Origin of the sequence: Streptococcus sp. DTU_2020_1000888_1_SI_GRL_NUU_041A, from assembly GCF_032387735.1 — a bacterium.
Lineage (GTDB): Bacteria > Bacillota > Bacilli > Lactobacillales > Streptococcaceae > Streptococcus > Streptococcus sanguinis.
This window is the reverse complement of the sequence record NZ_CP135591.1, coordinates 1052796-1075412: the sequence shown is the minus strand read 5'-3', so window position 1 is coordinate 1075412 and position 22617 is coordinate 1052796. Positions and strand designations below refer to the sequence as shown.

Annotated in this window: 17 protein-coding genes; 1 reads left to right on the top strand and 16 read right to left on the bottom strand. The window is 44.4% G+C overall.

Translation table 11 applies throughout. The features are described 5' to 3' along the window. Nucleotides 1–190 precede the first annotated feature (190 nt). The 16 genes from RSK81_RS05260 to RSK81_RS05185 form a co-directional block, all read right to left on the bottom strand. On the bottom strand, nt 191–1264 hold the full coding sequence (locus RSK81_RS05260) for a hypothetical protein (protein ID WP_315687659.1): 1074 nt from the start codon (nt 1262–1264) through the stop codon (nt 191–193). Then, nucleotides 1251–3734 (bottom strand): phosphoenolpyruvate synthase, encoded by a 2484-nt coding sequence (locus RSK81_RS05255; RefSeq protein WP_315687658.1) that lies wholly within the window; start codon nt 3732–3734, stop codon nt 1251–1253. Before RSK81_RS05255 ends, RSK81_RS05260 begins: the two co-directional genes overlap by 14 nt. Further along, nucleotides 3734–4633: a UbiA family prenyltransferase gene (locus RSK81_RS05250; protein ID WP_315687657.1), complete on the bottom strand. Its 900-nt coding sequence runs from the start codon at nt 4631–4633 to the stop codon at nt 3734–3736. The genes RSK81_RS05255 and RSK81_RS05250 overlap by 1 nt, the downstream gene beginning before the upstream one ends. Continuing rightward, nucleotides 4618–5490: a phosphatidylserine decarboxylase gene (locus RSK81_RS05245; protein WP_315687655.1), complete on the bottom strand. Its 873-nt coding sequence runs from the start codon at nt 5488–5490 to the stop codon at nt 4618–4620. Before RSK81_RS05245 ends, RSK81_RS05250 begins: the two co-directional genes overlap by 16 nt. Beyond that, nucleotides 5483–6115 (bottom strand): CDP-alcohol phosphatidyltransferase family protein, encoded by a 633-nt coding sequence (locus tag RSK81_RS05240; RefSeq protein WP_002919152.1) that lies wholly within the window; start codon nt 6113–6115, stop codon nt 5483–5485. Before RSK81_RS05240 ends, RSK81_RS05245 begins: the two co-directional genes overlap by 8 nt. Next, nucleotides 6102–8597: a PEP/pyruvate-binding domain-containing protein gene (locus RSK81_RS05235; protein WP_315687654.1), complete on the bottom strand. Its 2496-nt coding sequence runs from the start codon at nt 8595–8597 to the stop codon at nt 6102–6104. The genes RSK81_RS05240 and RSK81_RS05235 overlap by 14 nt, the downstream gene beginning before the upstream one ends. Nucleotides 8598–8611: 14 nt before the next feature. Further along, nucleotides 8612–9202, bottom strand: coding sequence for a CDP-archaeol synthase (locus tag RSK81_RS05230; RefSeq protein WP_002900515.1), 591 nt, complete (start codon nt 9200–9202; stop codon nt 8612–8614). Nucleotides 9203–9552: 350 nt separating this feature from the next. After that, nucleotides 9553–10554 carry a UDP-glucose 4-epimerase GalE gene (galE, locus tag RSK81_RS05225; RefSeq protein ID WP_061592866.1) on the bottom strand — a complete coding sequence of 334 codons (1002 nt, stop codon included), beginning with the start codon at nt 10552–10554 and terminating at the stop codon, nt 9553–9555. A gap of 45 nt (nt 10555–10599) precedes the next feature. Then, on the bottom strand, nt 10600–12081 hold the full coding sequence (galT, locus tag RSK81_RS05220; RefSeq protein WP_315687652.1) for a UDP-glucose--hexose-1-phosphate uridylyltransferase: 1482 nt from the start codon (nt 12079–12081) through the stop codon (nt 10600–10602). Nucleotides 12082–12300: 219 nt separating this feature from the next. After that, on the bottom strand, nt 12301–13479 hold the full coding sequence (locus tag RSK81_RS05215) for a galactokinase (protein WP_002900518.1): 1179 nt from the start codon (nt 13477–13479) through the stop codon (nt 12301–12303). Nucleotides 13480–13655: 176 nt separating this feature from the next. Further along, nucleotides 13656–14792, bottom strand: a complete 1137-nt coding sequence (locus tag RSK81_RS05210) for an ABC transporter ATP-binding protein (protein WP_002904355.1) — start codon at nt 14790–14792, stop codon at nt 13656–13658. A 21-nt stretch (nt 14793–14813) separates the two neighbouring features. Further along, nucleotides 14814–16259 (bottom strand): sucrose phosphorylase, encoded by a 1446-nt coding sequence (gene gtfA / locus RSK81_RS05205; protein WP_002924988.1) that lies wholly within the window; start codon nt 16257–16259, stop codon nt 14814–14816. A gap of 197 nt (nt 16260–16456) precedes the next feature. Further along, entirely contained in the window at nt 16457–17290 is an 834-nt protein-coding gene (locus RSK81_RS05200) for a carbohydrate ABC transporter permease (protein WP_002912289.1), read from the bottom strand. Between the two features lie 13 nt (nt 17291–17303). Continuing rightward, nucleotides 17304–18170 (bottom strand): sugar ABC transporter permease, encoded by an 867-nt coding sequence (locus tag RSK81_RS05195; protein ID WP_315687649.1) that lies wholly within the window; start codon nt 18168–18170, stop codon nt 17304–17306. Between the two features lie 13 nt (nt 18171–18183). Next, entirely contained in the window at nt 18184–19443 is a 1260-nt protein-coding gene (locus RSK81_RS05190) for an extracellular solute-binding protein (RefSeq protein WP_002924990.1), read from the bottom strand. A 12-nt stretch (nt 19444–19455) separates the two neighbouring features. Next, nucleotides 19456–21618: an alpha-galactosidase gene (locus RSK81_RS05185; RefSeq protein WP_002924991.1), complete on the bottom strand. Its 2163-nt coding sequence runs from the start codon at nt 21616–21618 to the stop codon at nt 19456–19458. A 102-nt stretch (nt 21619–21720) separates the two neighbouring features. Between RSK81_RS05185 and RSK81_RS05180 the strand changes: the two genes are divergently transcribed. Beyond that, a complete protein-coding gene (locus RSK81_RS05180) occupies nt 21721–22551 on the top strand; it encodes an AraC family transcriptional regulator (RefSeq protein WP_032908192.1) in 831 nt (276 codons plus the stop codon). The last annotated feature ends 66 nt before the right edge of the window (nt 22552–22617 follow it).

Here is a 22617-nt window from a genome sequence, read left to right as displayed (position 1 = left end):
CTCCATATAATAATCTCTTAAAATTTTACAGAATTTCCTACAAAAATTCAATGCTTTTGCTTAAAAATATATCTTTGAAGGCTAAAATCTTTTGATTTTTGAACAACCTGAAAATAGTGTTCATTTTTAACTAAAAAAACAAATCTTCGGTTAGAAAATTTGCTTTTTAATCTATGTTTTAATTTGTTAATCAAGAGCTTAAATTCAACTCAAAGAGGCCATACTCATGCTTGTCTCCCTGCAATTCCGCTGCATAGTGACGCGTGACGGTTTTTTGATGAATCAAGGCTCCAATAGCTGAAGCTTGACGCTTCTGCGCTTCTTTAAAAATCGGATAGGCCAAGGCAGAGCCTAATCCCAAGAATTCCTCATCTACTCCCAGATACATAATCATATAGCGTTTTGGAAAACGCTTGATCCAAAAAAGCTTGGCCAGGTTGAGAGGAGTCAGCTTTTGATAAACCAGAGAACCGTAGTCTGGCATAGCAATTAGAAAACCAGCTAGCTTGTCCACCTTATAAGCCAGCTTAACCATAGAAAAATCAAGAATATACTGGTATTTCTGAAAAATCTGACTGAACTGTTGACTGGAAATAGACCGATAAATCGGAAAATCTTGATAGAGGCGATTGAGAAGCTCAAAAACCTGCAGCGAGGCTTGATCCCACTCCTGCTTCATTGGAGAACAAATGGTAAAACCTGCTTCTTCAAAAGACTCAAAACGATGAGCTAGCTTGTCCTGATGAATTTGATTGCTGACCTTGGGATAAAAATTAGATAGATAGCGCTCCTTGAGCTCAAAACCAGCAGCCTTCCATAACTCAGGATAATAGTCTGGATTATGAGGTTCCCCTGTAAAAGGAAGCTCCTCTGTTCCAGTCAGCTGCATTCGATAACCCAGCCAAAAACTTGCCTGTACGGGACCGATTATCTTAATCGCTCCGAGACTGCGAGCAAAACCTGCTAAATGGTCGATAAAAGCAGATGCAATCTGTTGATCATTGATCGACTCGAAAAATCCCAAGTAAGCAGCCTCATCATCTGGATAGAAGGTCAGAAGCCCTCGAATACAAGGCCGACTGTCCACATAGCCAATAAAAGCATAGGTTTCTAAGTCAGAACTCAGCGGGTGACTGCCCTCAATCAAAGCCACCTCTTCCTCCTCCGACTGCATGAGGTGGTCTGGCTGGTAAATCTGCTTAGGCAGGGCTAGAAAATCGGCCAGCTCTGCAGTATTGGGTTTGACTGGTTTAATTTCCAGCATAGTCTTCCTCCTTGATCAGTCGAATTTTGCCAGTAAGGCCATCCATCTCAATCCAATCACCGTTTTGTAGCTGGCTGCAGGCACCTCTGACATTGACAATCGAAGGAATACCTAACTCGCGGGAAATAATAGCTGTGTGAGAGAGCAAAGACCCCTGCTCTGCAATGACACCCTTGGCTTGGGTCAGAAGATAGACCCAGCCCGGATCGGTCATCTTTGTCACGATAATCCGGTCCTGAGCAGACTCAATCTCCTGCACATCTTCCACGACCAAAACCTGAGCCTTAACGCAGCCAGGTGAGCAGCCAATCCCTTGTAAAGCTTGATTGCCCGTATTATGACTGCTGGTACGGTTTTGCGGTTTCAGGTATTTCTCAAAGACTTGTCCAGCAAAAACATAGCGACTAAAGGTTGGCAGTTCCTTATCAGCCTCCAATTTCTCCTGACGCTCGGCTATCAAGCCGCTAACATCTCTGGGCTTTCTGGTCAGCTCAAACAACTCTTCCTTTGTCAGGTAAAAAACTTCGTCAGGGTTAGCCAGCAGCCCTTGCTCAGCTAATTGCTGCCCAAGTGTTCGGAAAATCTGCCGCATCATGCCGTAGATTCGTGTGCGGTTTAAGCGGGAGCTTTCCCGATATTTAACACCAGTCATGGCTCGCTTGCGAAGATAATTCGTCCACCAGCCTGATTTTTGCTCCTCTTCTTCAAGTTTCTGAGGTGCCAACTTCTTCTCCTCTTGCTGGCACATTTGCAGCAGGAGCTTGAGCAGACGCTCTGGGTGCGTTCGAAAAGTTGAAGTTTCTAACTTCAACTCTTCTGGAGCCCGATCACCAAATTCATGGATAAAATGAGTAATTTCTTGGACCAAAGGATGATGGCGACTTAGAAAAACTGCTGGACTTTCACTTGCCATAGCCTGTCTAATCTCTGCATTTTCTTCTGCTTTCAGCTGAGCTGTTAAAGCCTGCAGAGCCAAAGCCGGCCGCATGCTTTCAATCTGCTCAATTCCTGCAATTTCAGCTTGAACAGCTCCGCCTCGACGCGACTTCTTCAGGAGTCCGGTATAGACAAAAGCATAGAGGTCATTGACCAGCGTAATGTCCCAGTGAGCCAGAATATCATCTTTTAGCTTACTGACCAAGGCAATCAAGGTCTCTGCATCTGCGTCGGGAGAAAAGCTCGCTTCGTATTCGCGCTGAATCTGGACAAACTGCTCTTCCAATCGTCTCATTTGCTTGGGTGCCGTCCAAAACTCTCGGATGATTCGAAGCATGATTTGCAGGCGTTTGAAAGCAGACAGGTGCACCGGCATCTGAGGTACCTCTGTCTCTCGCACTCCCAGCATATCCTGCCAGATAGGAATGATTTTCTTCGAAAAAGGCAGAAGCTGCAGTAGCTGATACCAGCTCTGAATCTGATAATAGACTCGGCTATTAATCGGCTGCAGCATATTTTGAAAGGTGGCTTCATAGGCAGCCAACTCAGGGGCATCTTTGCCAACCAAGCGTTGGGCCAGACTGCGAAAAATACTGGCATAAGCCTCTTGAATAAAGCTAATAGTCAGAGGACTGGAAACGCCCGGATAGCTTTCTACAATGTTGCTATTATCCAGAATAATCTGCCGGCCTTCTGGCAAGGTAGTAATAGGTCGTGCTTGCAAAAGATAGAGCTGGCCATTTGCGAAGGTAAATTCCATATCCATATAAGGTCCGAAAAGCTGACTTACCTGACTAGCCAAAGCTTGTAGCTCCTCGAGTTGTTCCTGTGATACGTCTGGTGATTCCTCCGTCTGCTCTGTATAAAAGAGCTGGTCCTTAGGATGGAGGGTCACCATGGTTGTAGGAATCTTATCCTCGACAACCTTGTTGCCCAAGCCTCGACCGATAACGATAATATGCTCATTCAGAATGCCCTTGGGATTAGCTGTGAAGTAAATCCCAGACAAGTCTCCCTCCTGCATGACCTGCACAAGGCAAATCATCTGTGCCTGCTTCAAAGATAGGCCTTGCTCAAACAGATAACTAAGAGCCGACTCCTGATAAAGAGAGAGCAAGGTCGCTTGAATAGCTTCTTTAAGCTCTTCTGACTTCACATTGAGCTGGCTCTCAAACTGACCGGCAAAGGATGAAGACTTCCCATCCTCAATGGTAGCAGATGAGCGGACTGCAAAGCGACAGTCTTTCTGAGAAAACTCCTTCTGAACCCAACTTTCTGCTGCTGTCAAATCTTCTTGACCAAACTGTTCTCTGGCCCAGTCCTGGAGCTGTTTACTGAGTTGGGACAAGTCCAACTCTCCAGACCGATAGGTTGCTTCCATCCGCTCCAAGTCAGCAGAGCCGGCAGATTTTTGAAAAAAGTCAAAAGCAAACACTGCAAAGTCAGGAACCGGCAAACCAGCAGCCTGCATTTTTAGCAAATGATAGGCCTTGCCTCCGACCTGGTCAAGCCCTGTCTGCTTGATCCTTTTCATCAAAGTACCCCCATCAAGAGATAGACAGCAACGGACAGAACCATGGTCGTTTCCGTGATATAGGTATAACGCTCTACCCGCTCCCGGATATTAAAGCGAGTCGGATCCTTGATAAACTGCTCAAACTGTACAGTCATCCAGATAACATTCAGCATCAAGACTACCACTCCGACATGGGAAATATTCCAGAGAAGGGCAAAATTGGTCAAGATATCCAGCAGAGTCACCACCTCGATAAAGCGAGTAGCTTTTTTGTAGCCAAAAAGCTTAGAATAGGTCACATACTCTGTCTCGTCTTTTGGCGCTCGAATCTTGCGGCAGACTTCCCAGATCAGACTTGGGAAATACATGGTAAAGGCCAGCAAGACAGTCGGCAGGGACAAGAGAGGCAGATTGTACTTGTAGCAGACAAAGGAAATAGTATAAAGATTCAAAATCATCATGACCGGATTATGGGTTACTAGAGCCAGTGGCAGAGAATTTTGAATCTTATCACGCTTAAAGAACCAGAAGGACATGAGAGTTCCGTAGATGTAGAGAAAGAGGAACCAGCCGATATTGTTCATAAAGAGGATATTGAGAAGTACAGATACAGCTACGATAAAGCTGAGGGCAATAGCCAGGTCCTTCTTTTTCACCCGGCCAGATGGCAGAGCCCGATGAGGAAAGAGGCGTCTGTCGGTCTCATAGTCCTTGAAATCATCCGCGATCCGCAGAATCATCAGAAAGACGAAAATGGTAAAAATTCCGATCAACTCCTGATGGTCAAAGCGAAACTTGGTCACTCCGTCATTAAGCAGAAGGACAAAATAAATCTCAAAAAACATGATGGCAGCCACAAAAAAGCGTGGCAGCAAAGGAAACATTTCCTTATAGTAAACAGCTAATCGTTTAAACATAGCTTTTCTCCAATCTTTTCACCCATTTGAATCTGGGTTTCTATTCCAAGGTCTGAGTAAGTCAGGATATCCTGATCCGAGCGAATCGTGCCTGCTGGATAGAGGACAAGAATGGTTGAGCCACCCAGACCAAAGCAGCCCTTCTCCTGTCCCCTGACCAAACTGTCCTGACTGTGATTGTATATTCTTCCGACCAAGAGAGCCCCTACTTCCATCTGCAGGACAGGTCCTAGGTCGGTATCTAAAAGACAGTATTCTCTTTTATTTTCTTTGTAAATCAAGCGCCGCTTTTGGGCTACCTGCCTGACCGTATGCAAGCGGCCTTTGATTTTTCGTCTTCGGGTAATTCTGCCGGATTCAGCAGCCAGATAGTGGTGCAGGTCTTCCACTCCCAAACGATAAACAAGAGCTGTTCCGCCAGTGAACAGCTGAGCTAACTCTTCATCCAGCAGTAAGTCAGCTAACCTGTATGTCTGCCCCTTAATTGTCAGCTGCAAGTCCTGACTGATGGTAAAAACCTCTAACTTAGCATCCGCCACAGCCAGTACTTGACTGTCAGGACAGACTGGACGCAGAGCGGACTTGATTTTTCGCTGGAAGAAAGCCGCAAAGCTAGAATAGGGGCCACCTTCATAGTCAGCTAGATCCAGCTGATAATTTTCCACAAAAGCTGCTATTTTCTTGCGAGAAAATGCAGTGTAGTCTTTCAAAGTCAGAAGATAAGACAGGCTAGGTCGGGTCAAGATAGGCAATAAGAAGCGACCCCAAGCAGTACCATAAAGCTTATCTAACAGCCCCGCCTTATATTCTGTCGGTTCCACTACTTGGCCAGTCCTTCTCTGATAGACCTTAACCATGGGGCAGGACCCCCAGACCAATCAAGCTAGCAACAGCTAAAATCGCAAAAACCAAATAGGCCAACTTATTAGGCTTGGGAATCCGGCAGTTGTAGACAAATAAGAAGGTCAACAAAAGAGACAAGCCCAGCCACACCCAAGCAAAGAAACCAGGCGCCAGCCATTGACAGACCAGATAGGTCAGAGGAAAAAATAGGGCGCTGTAAGTCACGGGCAAGCCGATAAAATACGAGCCAGATCCTTCATCATGCTTGGCCAAGCGATTAAAATGAGCCAAGCGCGTAACTGCAGCTAAGACATAGAGGACAGCCAAGACGATATTGGCCGCTCCCAAGGGCAGCTGAGTCATGAGGAGCACAGCCGGAAGAGTCGCAAAGCTAATCATGTCGCAGAGCGAATCAATCTCAATGCCGAAGCGCTTCTGACTTTCAGTCCGCTTCATCCTTCTCGCCACCACACCATCAAAAAGGTCACAGATACCGCTAACGATAAAGGCCATCATAGCTAGCCGCAGCTGGGATTGAATGACGGCATAGACTGCCAACAGTGCAAAAGCAGCGCCCATATAGGTCAGGATAACAGATTTGTCGTATTCACCAATAAACAAAGGTTCATTCTTCTTCATGAATTTTTATTTCTCCTCTTCTTCCATCTAAAGTAACCAGCATGCCAGTTTCTAGCAGCTGAGTTGCATTCTTGGCGCAAACCAGAGCTGGAACCCCGCATTCCCTAGCGACAATGGAGGCATGGCAGAGAACCCCGCCATACTCTGTCACAAGACCGCCCAGAATACCGAAAACATAACTCCAACCCGTATCTGTATAGCGAGTGACAAGAATTTCTCCCGGTTCAATCATCTCAATATCAGCCAAATCCAAGAGAACTCGAACCCGACCGGTCACCTGACCGCTGCTGGCTGGCATTCCCGTCAGCAGAGCCTGACTCTCAGGGGCCACCTCTTCCAGTCCCATCTCTTTGTCGGTCAAATCCCCCACTAGCTCAAAATTCCGATAGGCCTGGCAATAATGCCGATTATCAGCCACTTCTTCTTGGAGCTGGTCAACAGTCTTTTGTCCTTCCATAAAGGCAGTCAGGCTTTCTTTCTTAATGTAAAAAATATCTTGAGAACCTTTTAGAAAACCTCGCTTTTTATAGGCTCGGCCGAGTTTGAGACTAAGCTGACGAATGAGGTGGTAATAGCGCGTGGAAATATCTTTGAACTCCTCCCGCCACCAGAGCAAGTTCCTCAAGTCTTCGCTGATTTTTTCTATCTTTTTCTGCTTGGTTCGAGATAGATGAGCAAGATCCAGCTCAAACCCTGAGACAGGACTGAGCGAAGCTTTGGCCGCTTGGTAGTAAGCAGGATCAGCAATCAACTGCTGGACCGCTGTCATAACTTGATGAGCATCTTCTTCATAGCTAGCCACTCGCAAGTCCAGCTCCCGTGCCGAGTGATAGCCAAAATCCTTTTGGAAATCCTGAATCTTGATGAAATCTGCTCGCTCAGGGTATTGTGCAGCCAGTTCCTGCAATTCTTCCACCGATGGCTTCAACCAATCGTCTATCAGTTTCTCATCTGCCAAAACAAGATCCGCAACTTCCAGCATCCTAGCCAAAGGCTTGGTATGCGAAACATTTCCCAACTTAGCTATTAGTTGGAAAAATTCATCAACCGTCAGCCATTTGAGGAGACTGGTCTTTTTCATGGACAGCTGAACCGTATTGATGTAGGCCTGCCAAAAATAAGTTCCCTCACTGTCTAAATAAACCTGATTTAGCACTAACTGCCAAAGACTCTCGACTTGTTGCAACGGGCTTTGGTGGTTCAGTTCTCCTATTTCTTGATGAAGACGGTTAAATTGCTGGCGCAGATCTTGCAGCTTGTCTGGAGCCTGATACAGAAAAGCCTTAGTTACTTTTTGCGTTTTCCAAGCCACCCGCAGGAAATTCAAGAGCAAGGCTGGACTTAATTTGCTGGTAAAACCTTGACCTTGGTAGTCTTTATTAACTCCCAGCTCATCATCAAAGTCTCGCTCAATATAGCCCGGAATCTGCTCCATACCTTGCTTGACCACGCCTAAGTTCCAGAAAGGCCGAGCATAATGGAGACGCATTAGCGGCGGCATCATACCTTCAGGCTCTAGGCCAATTGCCAGCAAAAAGCTGGAGAGTGCCTCTTGCCAAGAATGGCGATAAAGGCTCCACATCAGGTTGGGACAGGGCTGAGCCGCTACCCCTCCATCCCGAAAATTTGCTGTCGTCCAGCGACCACTGTCGATTTTTGTTGGTACTGTCGTGATGGGCCGAGCCTGCAGCAGATAGACTTGCTCTTGGACAGCGCACCACTCAATATCCATCGGCCGACCAAAATACGCCACAATCTGCAAAACTTGCTCGTGCAGCTTCTGCAAGACTGCCAGAGGGATTTCAGTCTTTTCAAACTGGAGCCAGTCCGGCTTGTACCAAGCAAGAGTCAGCTGCTCAGGATTGACTTGACCGCTAACCAAGCTCTCAGCCGAGCCTTTTACATACTCAAGCAGCATAGACTGGTCCTGATTAGTCGCCACATCTAGGGAAAAGCAGACACCGCTGAAGTCGGGCTCTATCTGCTCCTGAATCAGCACTGCCATGGCAAAATTCTGCTCCGCCAGACCCTGACGCTGCCAGTAGGCCAAGGCTTCTGGATTAAAAAGAGAAAGCAGACAGGAACGAATGCCCTGCTCAATTTCTGACAGTGTCCGGCAGTCACCAATCGAGTCATATTGACCAGCAAATGACATGGTCTGTCCGTCTTCTAAGATGGCACTGCTGCGAACGATATAAGCTTGATTTTTCTGACAAAAAGCTGCTAACTCCTGTAGCCAAGCTGGCTCCAAGGGATATTGCTGCAAACGCTCGGCAATTTCCTCCTTGCCCAGTTCGATTAATTCTTTAAGTCCCTCTTTTGAGTATTCTGGCAGAGCTACTTTTATCCAAGCCATGACTTGGTCTGCCGGCAATATTAGAGCCCTAGGCACCGAAAGCCCCAGCTGACAGAGGTTGATTAACTGATTGATTTTACCGCCATAGACGACCGAAGGCTCTTTTTCCAGCCATAGTTTTTTCATCAAATACTCCCATCTCACATACGATTTTTTCTAAGCTTAGCCCAGTAGAGCAGACAATTGACTCCTAGATGCGTGCCCGCCCCTAGGATGAGTATGCCCAGCATCTGCTGCCAGGACAGAGGGATATAGAAAAGCAAGAAAATAATACAGCCAATCAAGGAATCAATCTGGTCTATCCAGATAAAAGTCCATTTCCAGCCATTCTCCGCCGTCTTGCCCTCTCTGATTTCCAAACGGCGCTTGATAAAACTATTGGGCAGCTCAAACAAAACATAAGCCAGCCCCAAAAGAGCGCCAAGCATCAGATTAAACAGCACGGTATTTTCGTAGAAAGCATAGACCAAGTGCAGCGTCTCTAGGGTAGGAATACTCTTCAAGAGCAATCCCCAGAGAATCTGAGCCAAAGCTCCCCAGAGAATCATGCCAAGGAAACCTTTCCAGGTCTTGTTAGCCCCAAAAAGCCTCTTCCCATCCTTTAAAATCAGCCCAGCATCCATTGGTCGATAAGCCGCCTCTAGCAGTGAAGACTTGCAAAAGATCATATTCAGAACTCCAGCCAGAATGACCGGCATCAGGGTGATATATAAGGCAAGAATCGAACGCATACTTATTTCCTATTCTTTTTATGAAAATCAGTTTGAAAAGATTAAGAGACTTCTCAAACTTTTATGACTTCATTATATCATAAGTCACTAAAGCCCTTACACAACAAACTGTCAACATCTGTCTCATCTGATAGTGGTGCAAAAAAATCGCTATTCTACATTCTTATTTCTCCTTGCATCTGTAGCAGCCATGATTTTTCAAGACATACTAATAATTAGTAACAACTAAACAAGATTACAGATAATATGTCAATCAATCTTCCTTTTATTATAAAAGGCTTTTAAAAATTTGTAAAGAAAGGTTTTATAATTCAAAGTAAAAAACCAGCCTTTCTAGCTGGTTTGTCAGTTTATCCTCTATCATCATAGCCATTTGGATGACTGGAATGCCATTTCCAAGCAGTTTCGATAATGGTTTCGATATTGTCAAATTTTGGCTGCCAGCCCAGAATTTTTCTTGCTTTCTCAGAGGAAGCAATCAGCGTATCAGGATCCCCTGGGCGTCGCTCTGCTATTTCCAAAGGAATAGGATGTCCGGTCACTTTGCGTGCTGCTTCTACAATCTGCAGGTTGGAAAAACCAGTCGAAGAGCCAAGGTTAAAGGCATCTGAAGGTTGACCAGCACGCAGATGCTCAACAGCCAAAATATGGGCATCAGCCAAGTCAAAAGGATGAACATAATCGCGGACATTGGTGCCATCTGGAGTATCGTAATCGTCACCAAAGACGGCAATCTTCTCACGTTTGCCCTGAGCCACTTGAAGCACAATGGGTAGGAGATGGGTTTCAGGTCCGTGGTCCTCACCGATAGAGCCGTCGGGCTTGGCACCGGCCACATTGAAATAACGCAGAGCTACAAACTTGATGCCATAGGCCTGATCTGCCCAGCGCATAATGGTCTCCATCATAAGCTTGCTCTCACCATAAGGATTAATCGGCTTTTGCGGGGTCGTTTCCAGAATCGGCACTTCCTCAGGAATGCCATAAGTCGCAGCAGTTGAAGAAAAAACAATATTTTTAACACTGCATTCCTGCATGACCCCCAAAAGAGAAATCATGCCGGCTGTGTTATTGTCAAAATACTTGAGCGGGTCCGCCATAGACTCTGCCACCAGTGAAAAAGCAGCAAAGTGAATGACTGCATCGATAGATGGATGTTTGGCAAAGACATCACGCATAAAGTCCTTATCCGCCAAATCCCCCTCATAAAAGACCGCTTTCGGATGGACGGCTGCCCGATGGCCAGTCACCAAATTATCAACGACGACTACCTCTTCCTTACCTGCTGCTATCAATCGGTCTACCATGTGCGAACCGATATAGCCAGCTCCGCCTAATACTAAAATTGCCATAAAACTTCCTTTCCCTGTTACGCTTGATTCATTATAACACATTTCCTAGGGCTGGATGCCGACGGATTGGACAAAGCGCAAGAAAGCTTCCTGCCCTTCCTCTGTTCGCTTGTAAACTCCAGCATCTTCCAGTACTCGGCTGAAAATTTGTCCAACCGATGCCTGAACTACTCCTTCCACCGTCTCAGCAGTAACATCTGGATTCTGGTCTTTGAGTTGATTAGCCCACTCCTGATGATAGGCAGCAACCTGACAGTCTTCTCCCAGCAAGAAAAGTTCCACCTGCTTGAGTTCTTCCTTGAGCCGAGGCGGCAGAATAGCCAGTCCCATCACCTCAATCAGGCCGATATTTTCTTTCTTAATATGCTGCACATCTGCATGAGGGTGGTAAATTCCGTCCGGATGTTCTTGTGAAGTTTGATTGTCCCGCAAAACCAAGTCCAGCTCAAAACATCCATCTTTCCTGCGAGCAATCGGTGTGATGGTATGGTGCGGCTCCCCCTTAGACTCTGCCAACACCTGCACACTTAGGTCAGAATAAGTCCGCCAAGCTTGCAAGATCTTGTCAGCCAACTCAATCAACTGTTCCTTCTTCTCAGACCTTAGACGAATAACGGACATAGGCCACTTGACAATACCTGCCTCTACCTCTTCAAATCCGCTAAAAGTAAAGCTGCAATCCAGCTCTGCCATTTCCATAGGGAAGGTATGACGTCCGCCCTGATAATGGTCGTGGGTCAGGATAGAGCCGCCGACAATAGGGAGGTCGGCGTTGGATCCTGCGAAATAGCCTGGAAAGGTCTCAACGATGTCCAGCAGGCGCTCAAAGGTCAGCCGGCTAATCGCCATTGGAAGGTGCTGACTGTGCAGAAAGATGCAATGTTCATTAAAGTAGGCATAGGGCGAATACTGGAAGCCCCACTCCTGTCCAGCCAATTCAAAGCGAATAATCCGATGATTGGCGCGGGCTGGGTGGTCCAAGCGACCTTGGTAACCTTCATTTTCCATGCAAAGCTGGCAGGCCGGATAATGGCTGTTCTTGGCCTTTTTAGCTGCCGCAATTTCCTTGGGATCCTTTTCTGGCTTAGAGAGATTGATGGTGATTTCCAAATCTCCATAGGCAGTCGGTGCTTTGAAAGCAATGTTTTTAGCAATAGCCTTGACCTTGATATAGTCATTCTTTTGACTAAGCTGGTAAAAATCAGACACAGCTTGCTCAGGATTGGAGGCATAAGAAGTCCAGAAGTCCTGATTGAGCTGGCTAGGGGCTGGCGTGATTAAGTTCATGAGCTCAGCTCCCAGTATATCCTGCTCAGCCAGAGTATCACCAATCTTCCCATTCTTCACAGCCACAGCTACCAAGTCATCCTTCAGGTCAATTAGCTGCTCAGCCTCAGTCTCCTGCTCTGCCACTGTCTCTCCAACTAGAGCCATGACACGATTGCTCAGATAGATGGTGTCCATTTCTTCAAAAGTACTATTGTCAATCACTGCAGATACAAAAGCAGTCAGTAACTTCTTGGACATAGATCTTCCTTTCTTTTGCTAGTAAAGAGAGTGGGACAGAAATCGGTAATTCGTTAGAATTCGATTTCGTCGTCCCACCTCCGCACAGTTGATTAGGGCTGTAAAAGCTGATGAAATCAGCGTAATAGAGCCCACTCAACCACTGCGTCTTGCTCGACAATCCAAAGACAATTGAGAGGCTAGGACTTTTGTCCCAGACCCAAGTTTCTTTTCTGTGAATTAGTCCAGCACTCGGCTTCCGCCAGCTACTTCTGCAATGTAAAAGCTAGGGGCATAGCCGACAACTTCTTGATACTTGCGGCCGACATTTTCTTTGAAAGATTCCACCGCATCCTTAGCAACTAAAGCAATGGCGCAGCCACCGAAGCCTGCTCCAGTCATACGAGCCCCCAGAACACCTTCTTGCTCCCAGGCTGTGTGAACCAAGGTGTCCAGCTCTAGACCAGTCACTTCATAGTCATGCTCTAAAGAAACATGGGACGCATTCATGAGACGGCCGAATTTGTCAAGATCGCCTGCCTGCAAAGCTGCCCGCGCTTGCAAAGTCCGTTGATTTTCCAAAACAGCATGGCGAGCCCGTTTGAGACGATTTTCGTCCTCTATCAGATAGCTATACTCATCAAAGGCCCACTCGTCCAACTCACCCAAGGTAGCGATAGACAGCTTGCGATTGAGCTCTTCAACAGCTTTTTCGCACTCCGCCCGACGCTCATTGTATTTAGAGTCAGCTAACTCACGACGCTTGTTGGTATTCATAATCACTACGACATTATCCTTAAGATCAAGCGGCACCAAATCATATTCGAGAGTATTGGTGTCTAAGTAAATAGCCCGCTGGTCAGCACCCATTCCGATAGCAAACTGGTCCATAATGCCAGAATTAACCCCGATAAACTCATTTTCAGTTAATTTACCGATTTTCACTAAGTCCAGACGTTCTAACTGCAAGTCAAAGAGTTTCTCAGCAATGACACCCGTCAAAAGCTCTAGCGATGCAGAAGATGATAAGCCAGAACCATTTGGAATATTTCCATAAACATAGACATCCATACCTCGGTCAATTGTATGGCCTGCCTCCTGCAGAAAATGCAGAACTCCTTTCGGATAGTTGGTCCAATTATGCTCAGGCTCAAAGTGCAGGTTTTCCAGCGACACTTCAATAATCCCTTTTTCTTCAAAATTCCCTGAGAAGAATCTCAAGAGCTGATCGTCCCGCTTGCGAGCCGCTCCATAAGTTCCTAGAGAAATCGCAGCAGGAAAAACATGGCCGCCGTTATAGTCCGTATGCTCACCAATCAGATTGATCCGACCGGGTGAAAAGAAAGTGTGGTCCGCTTCTACTCCAAAAACCTTGGCAAAATCTGCGCGGACTTGCTCCGCTGAAATTAGGTTTGACATAAGCTAAACTCCTTTAAAATGAATGATCGACATTGTAATCGTTTTCTTATATTTATTATAACTGTTTCCGAGTAAAACTTCAATAAATTTAGTAAAATTTTACTAATTTTATAGATAGATTTTTTGTAAAAATCCAAACAGTAATCTGTCTGGATTATTTTATAAGGAGCAATAGATTAGAAAATATTGTCTTCCGTCTCAGCATCAAAGTAATGCGCCTTGTTTAGGTCGAAGCCAAGTTTAATACTGCTTCCCGTATTCATATGATCACGTGCATCAACTTTGGCAACAAACTCACTGCCACCAACCGCACAGTATAGGTGAGACTCCGCTCCAAGCAACTCAGAAACAGAAATCTTCGCAGTTAGAACCGACTCAGGGAAGGTTTCCAGAAAGGCTGGTTCCATGTTGATATCTTCCGGACGAATACCAAAAATCAACTTATTTCCTTCATAGCCCTTCTCCCGCAACCCCTTAAGATTGCCCTCTGGGACTTGGAGACTGAAGTCTCTGTTGGGGCCGACAAGACGGCCATCTTCCAGTGTCACTTCAAAGAAGTTCATAGCTGGGCTGCCAATGAAGCCGGCAACAAACTTATTTGCCGGATGTTTATAGACTTCCTGAGGAGTACCAATCTGCTCCACTCGACCAATCGTTCCAGTTCCAGCAGGATTCTTGGTCGCTGACATGATAACGATACGATCCGCCAAGGTCATAGCTTCAGTCTGGTCGTGGGTAACATAAATAGTTGTTGCCCCGATACGGCGGTGAATCTTGGCAATCTCCGCCCGCATAGAAACACGCAGCTTAGCATCCAAGTTAGACAGAGGTTCATCCATAAGGAAAACCTTTGCATCCCGAACGATTGCACGTCCCATTGCTACCCGCTGACGCTGACCACCAGATAAATCAGCTGGCTTACGCTGCAAGAATTCCTTCAAGCCTAGGATTTCTGCTGCTTCATTGACCCGTTTGTCAATATCTTCCTTGCTGTACTTGCGCAGCTTGAGGCCAAAAGCCATGTTGTCGTAGACAGTCATGTGCGGATAAAGGGCATAGTTCTGGAAGACCATAGCGATGTCACGGTCTTTTGGTGCCACATCATTAACCACTGTACCGTCAATAGAGGCAGTTCCTTCGGTGATATCCTCTAAACCTGCAATCATACGCAGCGTAGTTGATTTTCCGCAACCAGACGGACCAACAAAGACGATAAATTCCTTGTCCTTGATATCTAGATTGAAGTCTTCCACTGAATAGTGGTCGCTGTTGGGATATTTTTTATAGATATTTTTCAGATTTAATTCTACCATTCTTCTTCTCTTTTCTTATCTCTATTCAAAAGTGATAGCTTGGCCATTTTCACTAGCGCTATATGTCAATTCTTTGAGGTTGATAACTACTTGAGCAGTGACTGACTTATCTGCATTGCTACGGACAATCCGGAGGCTATTTTCATCCAATAGATTGACTTCAATAGTGCCATCTAGGTCAAAGGCAGCAGACTGGTTTCGGTAACGGAAAAGCTTGAGCAAGGCTTGCACAACTGGACGCTTGACTTCTTCAGCAATCTCCTCATTACTGTAATAATGACGGTTGATATTGCGGCCTTCCTTAGTGTTTTCTAGCAGTTCAAGGTCATTTTTCCCAGCTAAGAAACCAACATAATAGACCTGTGGAATCCCTGGAGCAAAAGCCTGAATCAGACGGCTAATGAAGTACTTCTTGTCGTCATCGCCCAAGGCTGAGTAGTAAGTCGAGTTAATCTGGTAAATGTCCAGATTATTGTACTCAGCCGAGGAATACTTACGCTTGACATTAGCTCCTACCTTATATAGTTCATTGGTCGCAAAGTCAATTTCTTCATCAGTCAGAATATCCTTAACATCAACAACCCCAATACCATCGTGAGTATCCAGTGTTGTGAATTGCTTCATAGGACTCATTTCAAGCCACTCGACTAGACGCTCTGCTTTACCACTGTATAGAGAATAAAGAGTTACCATCGGCAGCGCAAAATCATAGACAAAGTAGCCATGCTCTGCAATCTTGAACTGGATAGAATAATGCTCATGAATTTCTGGTAAAATATCCGTCCCAAACTCAGCCGCTTGCTGCTGGACTTTTTCTAAGAGATCCCAGATTTCTGGCTCAACAAAGAAATCATTGGTATCTAACTTTTTGACCGCATAGGCAAATGCATCTAAACGAATCAGATCACAGCCATGCTCTGACAGTTGACGCAATGTTTTCTTGATGAAATCATTAGTTACCTGACTGCGAACATCTAGATCAATCTGCTCTTCACCAAAGGTGTTCCACAGATACTCAGTGCTTCCATCTGCAAAGACGATTTCCTGCTTAGGTGCCCGATCCTTACGCTTATAAATCAAATCAACATCAGCTTGCGTCGGACGATTTTCTGGCCAAAACTTATCCCAGCTGAGAAAGAGGTCACGATACTCACTCTGATCCTTCTTTTCCTGAAAATCCTTATAATACTTGGACTGGCGTGAGATGTGGTTGATCATAAAGTCAAACATGAGATAATATTTCTCGCCCAGCTTTTCTACATCCTCCCAGTCACCAAAGGCTGAATCAACCTCCTCATAGTCTACAGGGGCGAATCCCCGGTCACCAGTTGATGGGAAGAAAGGGAGCAAATGCACTCCTCCAACCGCATCGCCAAAATGCTTTTCTAAATTGTCATATAAATCTTTTAAATTCTCCCCCAGGCTGTCTGAGTAAGTAATCAGCATGGTCTTATTTTGAATAGCCATAGTCTTCTCCTCTAAAATCTTGTCTTATATACTCTTTCCCGTGCGCTGAATGGAAAACGCCCTAAGCTCTGTATGAAAAAGCTGAAGCTTCTTTTTCCAATTCCCTATTTTTCCACAGGCGTTACAAATTCAATAGTTTACGGATGTGGTTGCCTTTGTATGCACTGTGAGCTTTTTACAGTCTTTGTATCTTGAGCTTACTTCACTGCCCCGTTGCTCATTCCAGCAATAATATTGCGCTGGAAGATGAGATAGACGATAGTAATGGTAATAATCCCAACAACATAAGAAGCAAAGCTCGGTCCATAATCATTAAAGTATTGACCTGTGTAGTTATATTGGAAGAGTGGCAGAGTCCACATCTTGGAGTCTTTATTGAGTACCAAGAGAGGAAGCATGAAATCATTCCAGAACCAGAGGGCATTGATAATCATGGTTGTAGCATGCATGGGTTTCATCATAGGAAAGATAATCTTGAAATAAGTTGTAAACTTTCCAGCACCGTCAATTTCTGCTGCCTCATCCAGACTGTCTGGAATGGAAATCTTAATGTAGCCTACATAGAGAAAGAGAGTCTGTGGAACAGCGTAAGCCAGATAGAGGATAATTAATCCCCAAGTGTTGGCTAGTCCTAGCTTACTCATCATAACTGTAATAGGAATCATGATAACTTGAAAAGGAACGAAAATCCCTAAAATCAAAAGCGTATACATAATACCAAAAGCTTTTCTCTTAGACATATTACGAGCGATAGAGTAAGCAGCCATGGGAATAAAAATCATGACAACAGCCAAAGATAGAACCGTGATTACAATTGAATTCCAATAGTAGCCTCCGATACCATCAGCCAAAAGGCGTTGAAAATTTTCTAAAGTCGGTTGAGTCGGAAATCCGAAAAAATTATTAACGATGTCTTTGGTAGACTTAAAGGAACTGAATATTGTTGCTAAGAGTGGAATTAAAATGATAATTGACCCCAGTGTTAGCAAGATATATTTACTAAAATTAGCTTTTCTTTCTGCATTTTTCATCGGGCTTCTCCTCTTAGATTTCAAATTTCTTAGATACTCTCAACTGGATAATAGAAATAACCGCAATCAAGAGAAACAAGATAACAGCAATGGCATTGGCATAACCAAATTGATTGCTCTTAAAAGCATAGTTGTATACCAGAAGTCCTAGAGAGGTGGTCGCATTATTCGGACCGCCGCCTGTCATGGCAAAGACCTGGTCAAACGCTGTCAAACCACCTTTTAGAGCCAAGATAAAGACCATGGAAACGCTTGGTAGGAGATAAGGAAGTTCCACCTTCCAAAAAATTTGTTTGCTGCTAGCTCCATCAATTCGAGCTGCTTCTGTAATCTCAGTCGGGATAGACTGAAGGCCAGCTAAGAAGATGATAATAGGCATGGCTACCCCTTGCCAAAGCAAGACGAAGATTGCTGCAAAGATTGCGCCACCATTTGTTCCTAGTAGGCTGGTTTTAAGAAATTCAATTCCTAAGGCATTCCCTATAGCTGGCAACCCGTAGTTAAAAAGTTGCTTAAAGATAAGAGCCACAGTCAATCCAGATAGGACAGCGGGGAAGAAAAACCAAGCTCGGAAGAAAGTTTTCACCTTTATCTTCGAGTTGAGAGCTCGCGCTATCCAGATTCCCAGCATAATCTCACCAACCACCATACAAATAGTAATGATCAATGTAAATCCTATCGCGTTCATAAACTTAGGATCGCTCATGAGTAGCATAAAGTTATTGAGTCCGACAAACTTATAATTATAGGTCAAACCAGTCCAGTTTGTCAGGCTGTAGAAGGCACCTTGAAACATGGGCACATAGAAGAATACAGTCTGTAGTACAAGGGGAACTAGGACAAAGAGCCAGCCCCAATATTTCTCAATCAATTTTTTCATAGTAGATCTACTCCTACTCTACGTCTGCTTTCATCGGATTGAAGAAGGCATTTAGTGCTTTCGCCATATCCTCTTTGTCTCCAGTTGTAATATAGTTCCCAGTCAAGGTATAAAAATCACTTTCACTGGTCCAGTCTTGAGCTAGCCAAACGAGGTGTCGGTCTGTAAATGCTAGTTCAGCAAGACCGGCTAGCGGTGCATCTGACCCAGCTTCCTTGACACCTTCAATAGCTGTTGGTGAGCCGTCCACATCATAATATTTCTGCATAACTTCTGGACGTGACATATATTCAACAAAAGCATTGGCTTCTTTCTTGTGCTTACTACTTGAAGAGATAGACCAAGCTAGGTCTCCTGCTCCAATGGTCAAGCTTTGTCCTTTTTGCTTTCCAGGGAAAGGGAAAGTTCCAACATTAAACTTAGGATCTTGCGCATTGATTGCTGTGATAGCCCAAGAACCATTTGGAGTCATCAGGGCATCGCCTCTAGCGAAGGCACCGACAACATCAGTATAACCTGCTCCCTGCCAGTTGGTTTGCATGGCACCTTTTTTGCGGAATAAATCTAACAGCCTGAAATCATCTTTAAGTACTGAATCTGAAGACTTGATGGCATTTGGCTTGGAAAAACGTAGGTAATCATTCGCTTCCTTACCGCCACCTGTAGAAGTGGCAAGAGCCAACTGATGATAACCATTCAAGGTCCAAGTATCTGCTCCTGCAATGGCAAAAGGTGTTTCCCCTTTTGCTATAATCGTATCAACTAATTCCTCAAATTCCTCCCAAGTCTCTGGAACTTTCAATCCCAGTTCTTTAAATTTATCTTTGTTGTAATAGATACCATAAGCATTAGCAGTATAAGGAATATTGTAAATTTTCTCGTTAATCGCATATTTATCTGCGTAATGATTCTTAACTCGCTTGAGATAATCTTTATTAGATAAATCTTCAAAGTACCCAGCTTTAGCCCATTCTTGCAATTCAATAGACTGGGGATAGATATTGACAACATCAGGAACATCTCCAGCCAGAACGCGCGTTTTGAGTACTTCCCCAGCGTTAGGGACATTCACCACTTTCACATGCACATTCGGATTTTCTTTTTCAAAGTCTTTTGCAATCTCACGAAGGGTATCAACCATTTCGCCCTTCTGATTGAAATACTCAATCGTTACCTTACCATCTGTCGATTCCCCTTGGCTGCTGCAAGCTGACAGCCCCAAAAGGGACAGTCCTGTAATAGCAGCTAAGCTCATCTTTTTATACCATTTCATGGTCTAGCCTCCTTATTTTTTAATAAAATGCAACTGTCTGCTAAGATAATCTCCTTGCGGAAGATTCATAGTGATACCAGCATACATGAGTTCTGCACCTGAGTAAACTGCGCCATTTTCCTGCAGCTCATAAAGTCCTTCTTCCTCTAAGTCTTTTAGTTTCAAGGTTGTTTCCATCGTTTCCACAACTGATAAGACTCGGACATAGGTTACAATCGTTTGATTTCCATAGTTAAATTGAACCGCTGCTTCATTGGAGCCAACATCTGGATTGATTAGCCTATACTGACGCCCTAACTGGACCACTGACCGTAATTCTTTATACAACTTCACCTGGTCAGCAATCGCAGCTTTCTCTTCATCTGATAGACTAGTCAAATCAAGCTCATACCCCAGATTTCCCATCATAGCCACATGACCCCGAGTTGCCAGCGGAGTAATTCGTCCCATCTGATGATTAGGCACTGCCGACACATGGGCACCCATTGAAATAGTCGGATAAAGATAAGAAGACCCATATTGGATTGGCAAACGAGCTATGGCATCGGTATTGTCACTAGCCCAGACTTGAGGGAAATACCTCATCATACCAAGATCATTTCGTCCACCACCACCTGAGCAGGACTCAAATAAAATATTCTCATATTTCTCTGTCAAATATTTTACAATTTCATAAAGCCCCAAGATATACTTATGCGACTGCATTTTGGTCGCCAGATAGTTAGTGCCATTCCCAAGATTGGTAATATTGCGATTCATATCCCATTTTATGTAGTCAATATCGTGCTGACTTAACAGCTGATCCAGTGTTTCTTTGATATAGGCTACCACATCTGGATTAGCATAATCCAATACGAGTTGATTGCGAGAGTAGGTATGGTCCCGATCAGGCGCTTGAATAGCCCAGTCTGGATGTGCCCGATAAAGCTGACTGTCTACGGAAATCATTTCTGGCTCAACCCATAAACCAAATTGCAATCCTCTGCTATGAACTTCTGCTATGAGCTCTGTCAAACTGCCACCTAGCTTATCTTCATTGACAAACCAGTCACCCAGAGCCCGATTGTCATCAAAACGGTTGCCAAACCAGCCATCATCGAGAACAAAGAGCTCAATACCAACTTTCTGCGCCTCATCTGCTAACTCTAGCAACTTCTCTTTTTTGAAATCAAAGTAAGTTGCTTCCCAGTTATTGATTAAAATTGGTCGCTCTCGATTCGCAAAAGCTTTAGGAATGATATGCTCTTGAACAAAAGCTTGGCTCTCATGACTAAGACCAGTCAAACCCTGAGCCGAATAATTCAACAGAGCAACAGGACTATAGAAAGTCTGCCCCGCTTCCAGTTTCCAAGCAAAGTTATCTTCATTGATACCAATACCTAGCCGAACTTCATTCAACTGATTTTGCTGAATCCAGGCTTCAAAGTTTCCGCTATAAAGGAGCTGAATTGCCCAAACTTGACCAGCCTCTTCCGTCGTTTCACTATCACAAAGGATAAGGCTTGGAGTCTGCGCGTGACCAGAAGCTCCTCGGTTGGAAGCCATTTTGAAAATTCCCTGTTCTAGCTTGTGACGACGAACTGTTTTCTCCCTAGCATAAGCTCCCTGTAAACTAATCACATCATAAGTACCTGCCGGCAAATCTGCCATTAAGCTCAAGTTCTTCTGTATGACTGCTGTCTCTCTACCGATATTTTCCAGCTTAGTAAAGGTTGCAATAGTATTGCTATCTTCAAAAGCTGTGTAATAGAGAGTGAGGCGTAAGTGAGCTACTGTATCCTCTAAAATAAAGGCCAGTGTTTCTGCATCTTCTGTACTGTGAGGGCTAGGCAGTCCTGGAACTTCCAAACCTCCCTTAGTCAGCTGACTCTCAACAAACCGAAAATCTGTTACTTCATTATTAGCATGTTGGACTTGCAGAGAAGGTTGCCGAAAGTCTCCTAAACCATGCTGACCCAAGACCTGCCGCTGAGTATCTAAGCTAAAACTCCTCTCATTCGACTTCGGATTACCAGAAAATGCATGATCTCGCTCAAATACTGTATTGGAAAAATGATAGGATTCGATTTTTCTGCCTAAGTGTTTAAGTAAAAGATAGCCATCCCTTTCCTCAATGATAAGACTGGAATTTTTTGTATTAATGTAGAATAGATGTTTGTCTATTTTGATAGCCATTTCTGAACCTCCATATTTACTAATATTTTACCTTATGAAATCGCTTCCCAAAATAGAATTATGTTAGGGAAATATGGTAAAATGTTAGGTAGGAGGCAAAATATGCTTGTTTTTTCAGAATACCAAACAGGAACAATTGATCTTGCACTTAGCTTCTACGGATACGAAGAGTGCACTCCTAACTACTCTTTTGGGCCAGCAATTAGAGATACCTATGTACTTCATTACGTTAACAAGGGGAAAGGTCAATTTCATTACAAAGGAAAAATTGTCGATTTAAGAGCTGGAGATCTCTTTCTGCTCAAGCCAAATGAACTTACCTTTTATCAGGCTGACAAAGAAGAACCTTGGTCTTACTACTGGCTGGGAGTGACTGGCGGTAGGGTTTATGACTACTTCAATCACTCTCAGATTGCCGAAGACTGCTACCTACTTGCTAACCAGGAACGAAAAACAGATAGGATTGGGAAAATTGTTGAGAACTTGGTTTACTTCGCCGAGCAGACCAAATCTAACCAACTAGCTCAACTCCACATTATGGGCCAACTTTATGAACTCATCTTTCACTTGGGCAGCGTTGCCTATAAGCCCCAAGCAAATACCCTATCTGCAAGCCAGCAACTCTATCTAGCCTGCAAGCAGATAATTGACACTCAATATCCCAATCCTAACCTCAGCATTCAAGCTATGGCAATTAAGTTGTCCGTTCATCGCAGCTATCTAACAACCATTTTCAAGGAGGAGCACCAAAGCTCACCTAAAGAATATCTGGAATATGTCCGAATGCATCGAGCTAAACAACTCCTCAAAAGCACCCGTGAGCCTGTCCAATTTATCGCCTATTCTGTCGGTTTCTCAGACCCCCTTTACTTTTCAAAGGCTTTTAAAAAATATTTTGGCTTTTCACCCAGTTCATTTCGAGAACAAAGTTAAATTTTACTAAACATATCTTTGTTATTTACTAATTTTTGAGTTATAATTTATGTAGACAGTAAATTA

Bases quoted from the DNA above. Each gene is read 5' to 3' on its own strand.
- gtfA (WP_002924988.1), bottom strand. From the start codon at position 16,259: ATGGCTATTCAAAATAAGACCATGCTGATTACTTACTCAGACAGCCTG.
- RSK81_RS05250 (WP_315687657.1), bottom strand. From the start codon at position 4,633: ATGTTTAAACGATTAGCTGTTTACTATAAGGAAATGTTTCCTTTGCTG.
- RSK81_RS05190 (WP_002924990.1), bottom strand. From the start codon at position 19,443: ATGAAATGGTATAAAAAGATGAGCTTAGCTGCTATTACAGGACTGTCC.
- RSK81_RS05240 (WP_002919152.1), bottom strand. From the start codon at position 6,115: ATGAAGAAGAATGAACCTTTGTTTATTGGTGAATACGACAAATCTGTT.
- RSK81_RS05235 (WP_315687654.1), bottom strand. From the start codon at position 8,597: ATGAAAAAACTATGGCTGGAAAAAGAGCCTTCGGTCGTCTATGGCGGT.
- RSK81_RS05210 (WP_002904355.1), bottom strand. From the start codon at position 14,792: ATGGTAGAATTAAATCTGAAAAATATCTATAAAAAATATCCCAACAGC.
- RSK81_RS05195 (WP_315687649.1), bottom strand. From the start codon at position 18,170: ATGAAAAAATTGATTGAGAAATATTGGGGCTGGCTCTTTGTCCTAGTT.
- galE (WP_061592866.1), bottom strand. From the start codon at position 10,554: ATGGCAATTTTAGTATTAGGCGGAGCTGGCTATATCGGTTCGCACATG.
- RSK81_RS05230 (WP_002900515.1), bottom strand. From the start codon at position 9,202: ATGCGTTCGATTCTTGCCTTATATATCACCCTGATGCCGGTCATTCTG.
- RSK81_RS05245 (WP_315687655.1), bottom strand. From the start codon at position 5,490: ATGGTTAAGGTCTATCAGAGAAGGACTGGCCAAGTAGTGGAACCGACA.
- RSK81_RS05215 (WP_002900518.1), bottom strand. From the start codon at position 13,479: ATGTCAAACCTAATTTCAGCGGAGCAAGTCCGCGCAGATTTTGCCAAG.
- RSK81_RS05185 (WP_002924991.1), bottom strand. From the start codon at position 21,618: ATGGCTATCAAAATAGACAAACATCTATTCTACATTAATACAAAAAAT.
- RSK81_RS05260 (WP_315687659.1), bottom strand. From the start codon at position 1,264: ATGCTGGAAATTAAACCAGTCAAACCCAATACTGCAGAGCTGGCCGAT.
- RSK81_RS05200 (WP_002912289.1), bottom strand. From the start codon at position 17,290: ATGAAAAATGCAGAAAGAAAAGCTAATTTTAGTAAATATATCTTGCTA.
- galT (WP_315687652.1), bottom strand. From the start codon at position 12,081: ATGTCCAAGAAGTTACTGACTGCTTTTGTATCTGCAGTGATTGACAAT.
- RSK81_RS05180 (WP_032908192.1), top strand. From the start codon at position 21,721: ATGCTTGTTTTTTCAGAATACCAAACAGGAACAATTGATCTTGCACTT.
- RSK81_RS05255 (WP_315687658.1), bottom strand. From the start codon at position 3,734: ATGAAAAGGATCAAGCAGACAGGGCTTGACCAGGTCGGAGGCAAGGCC.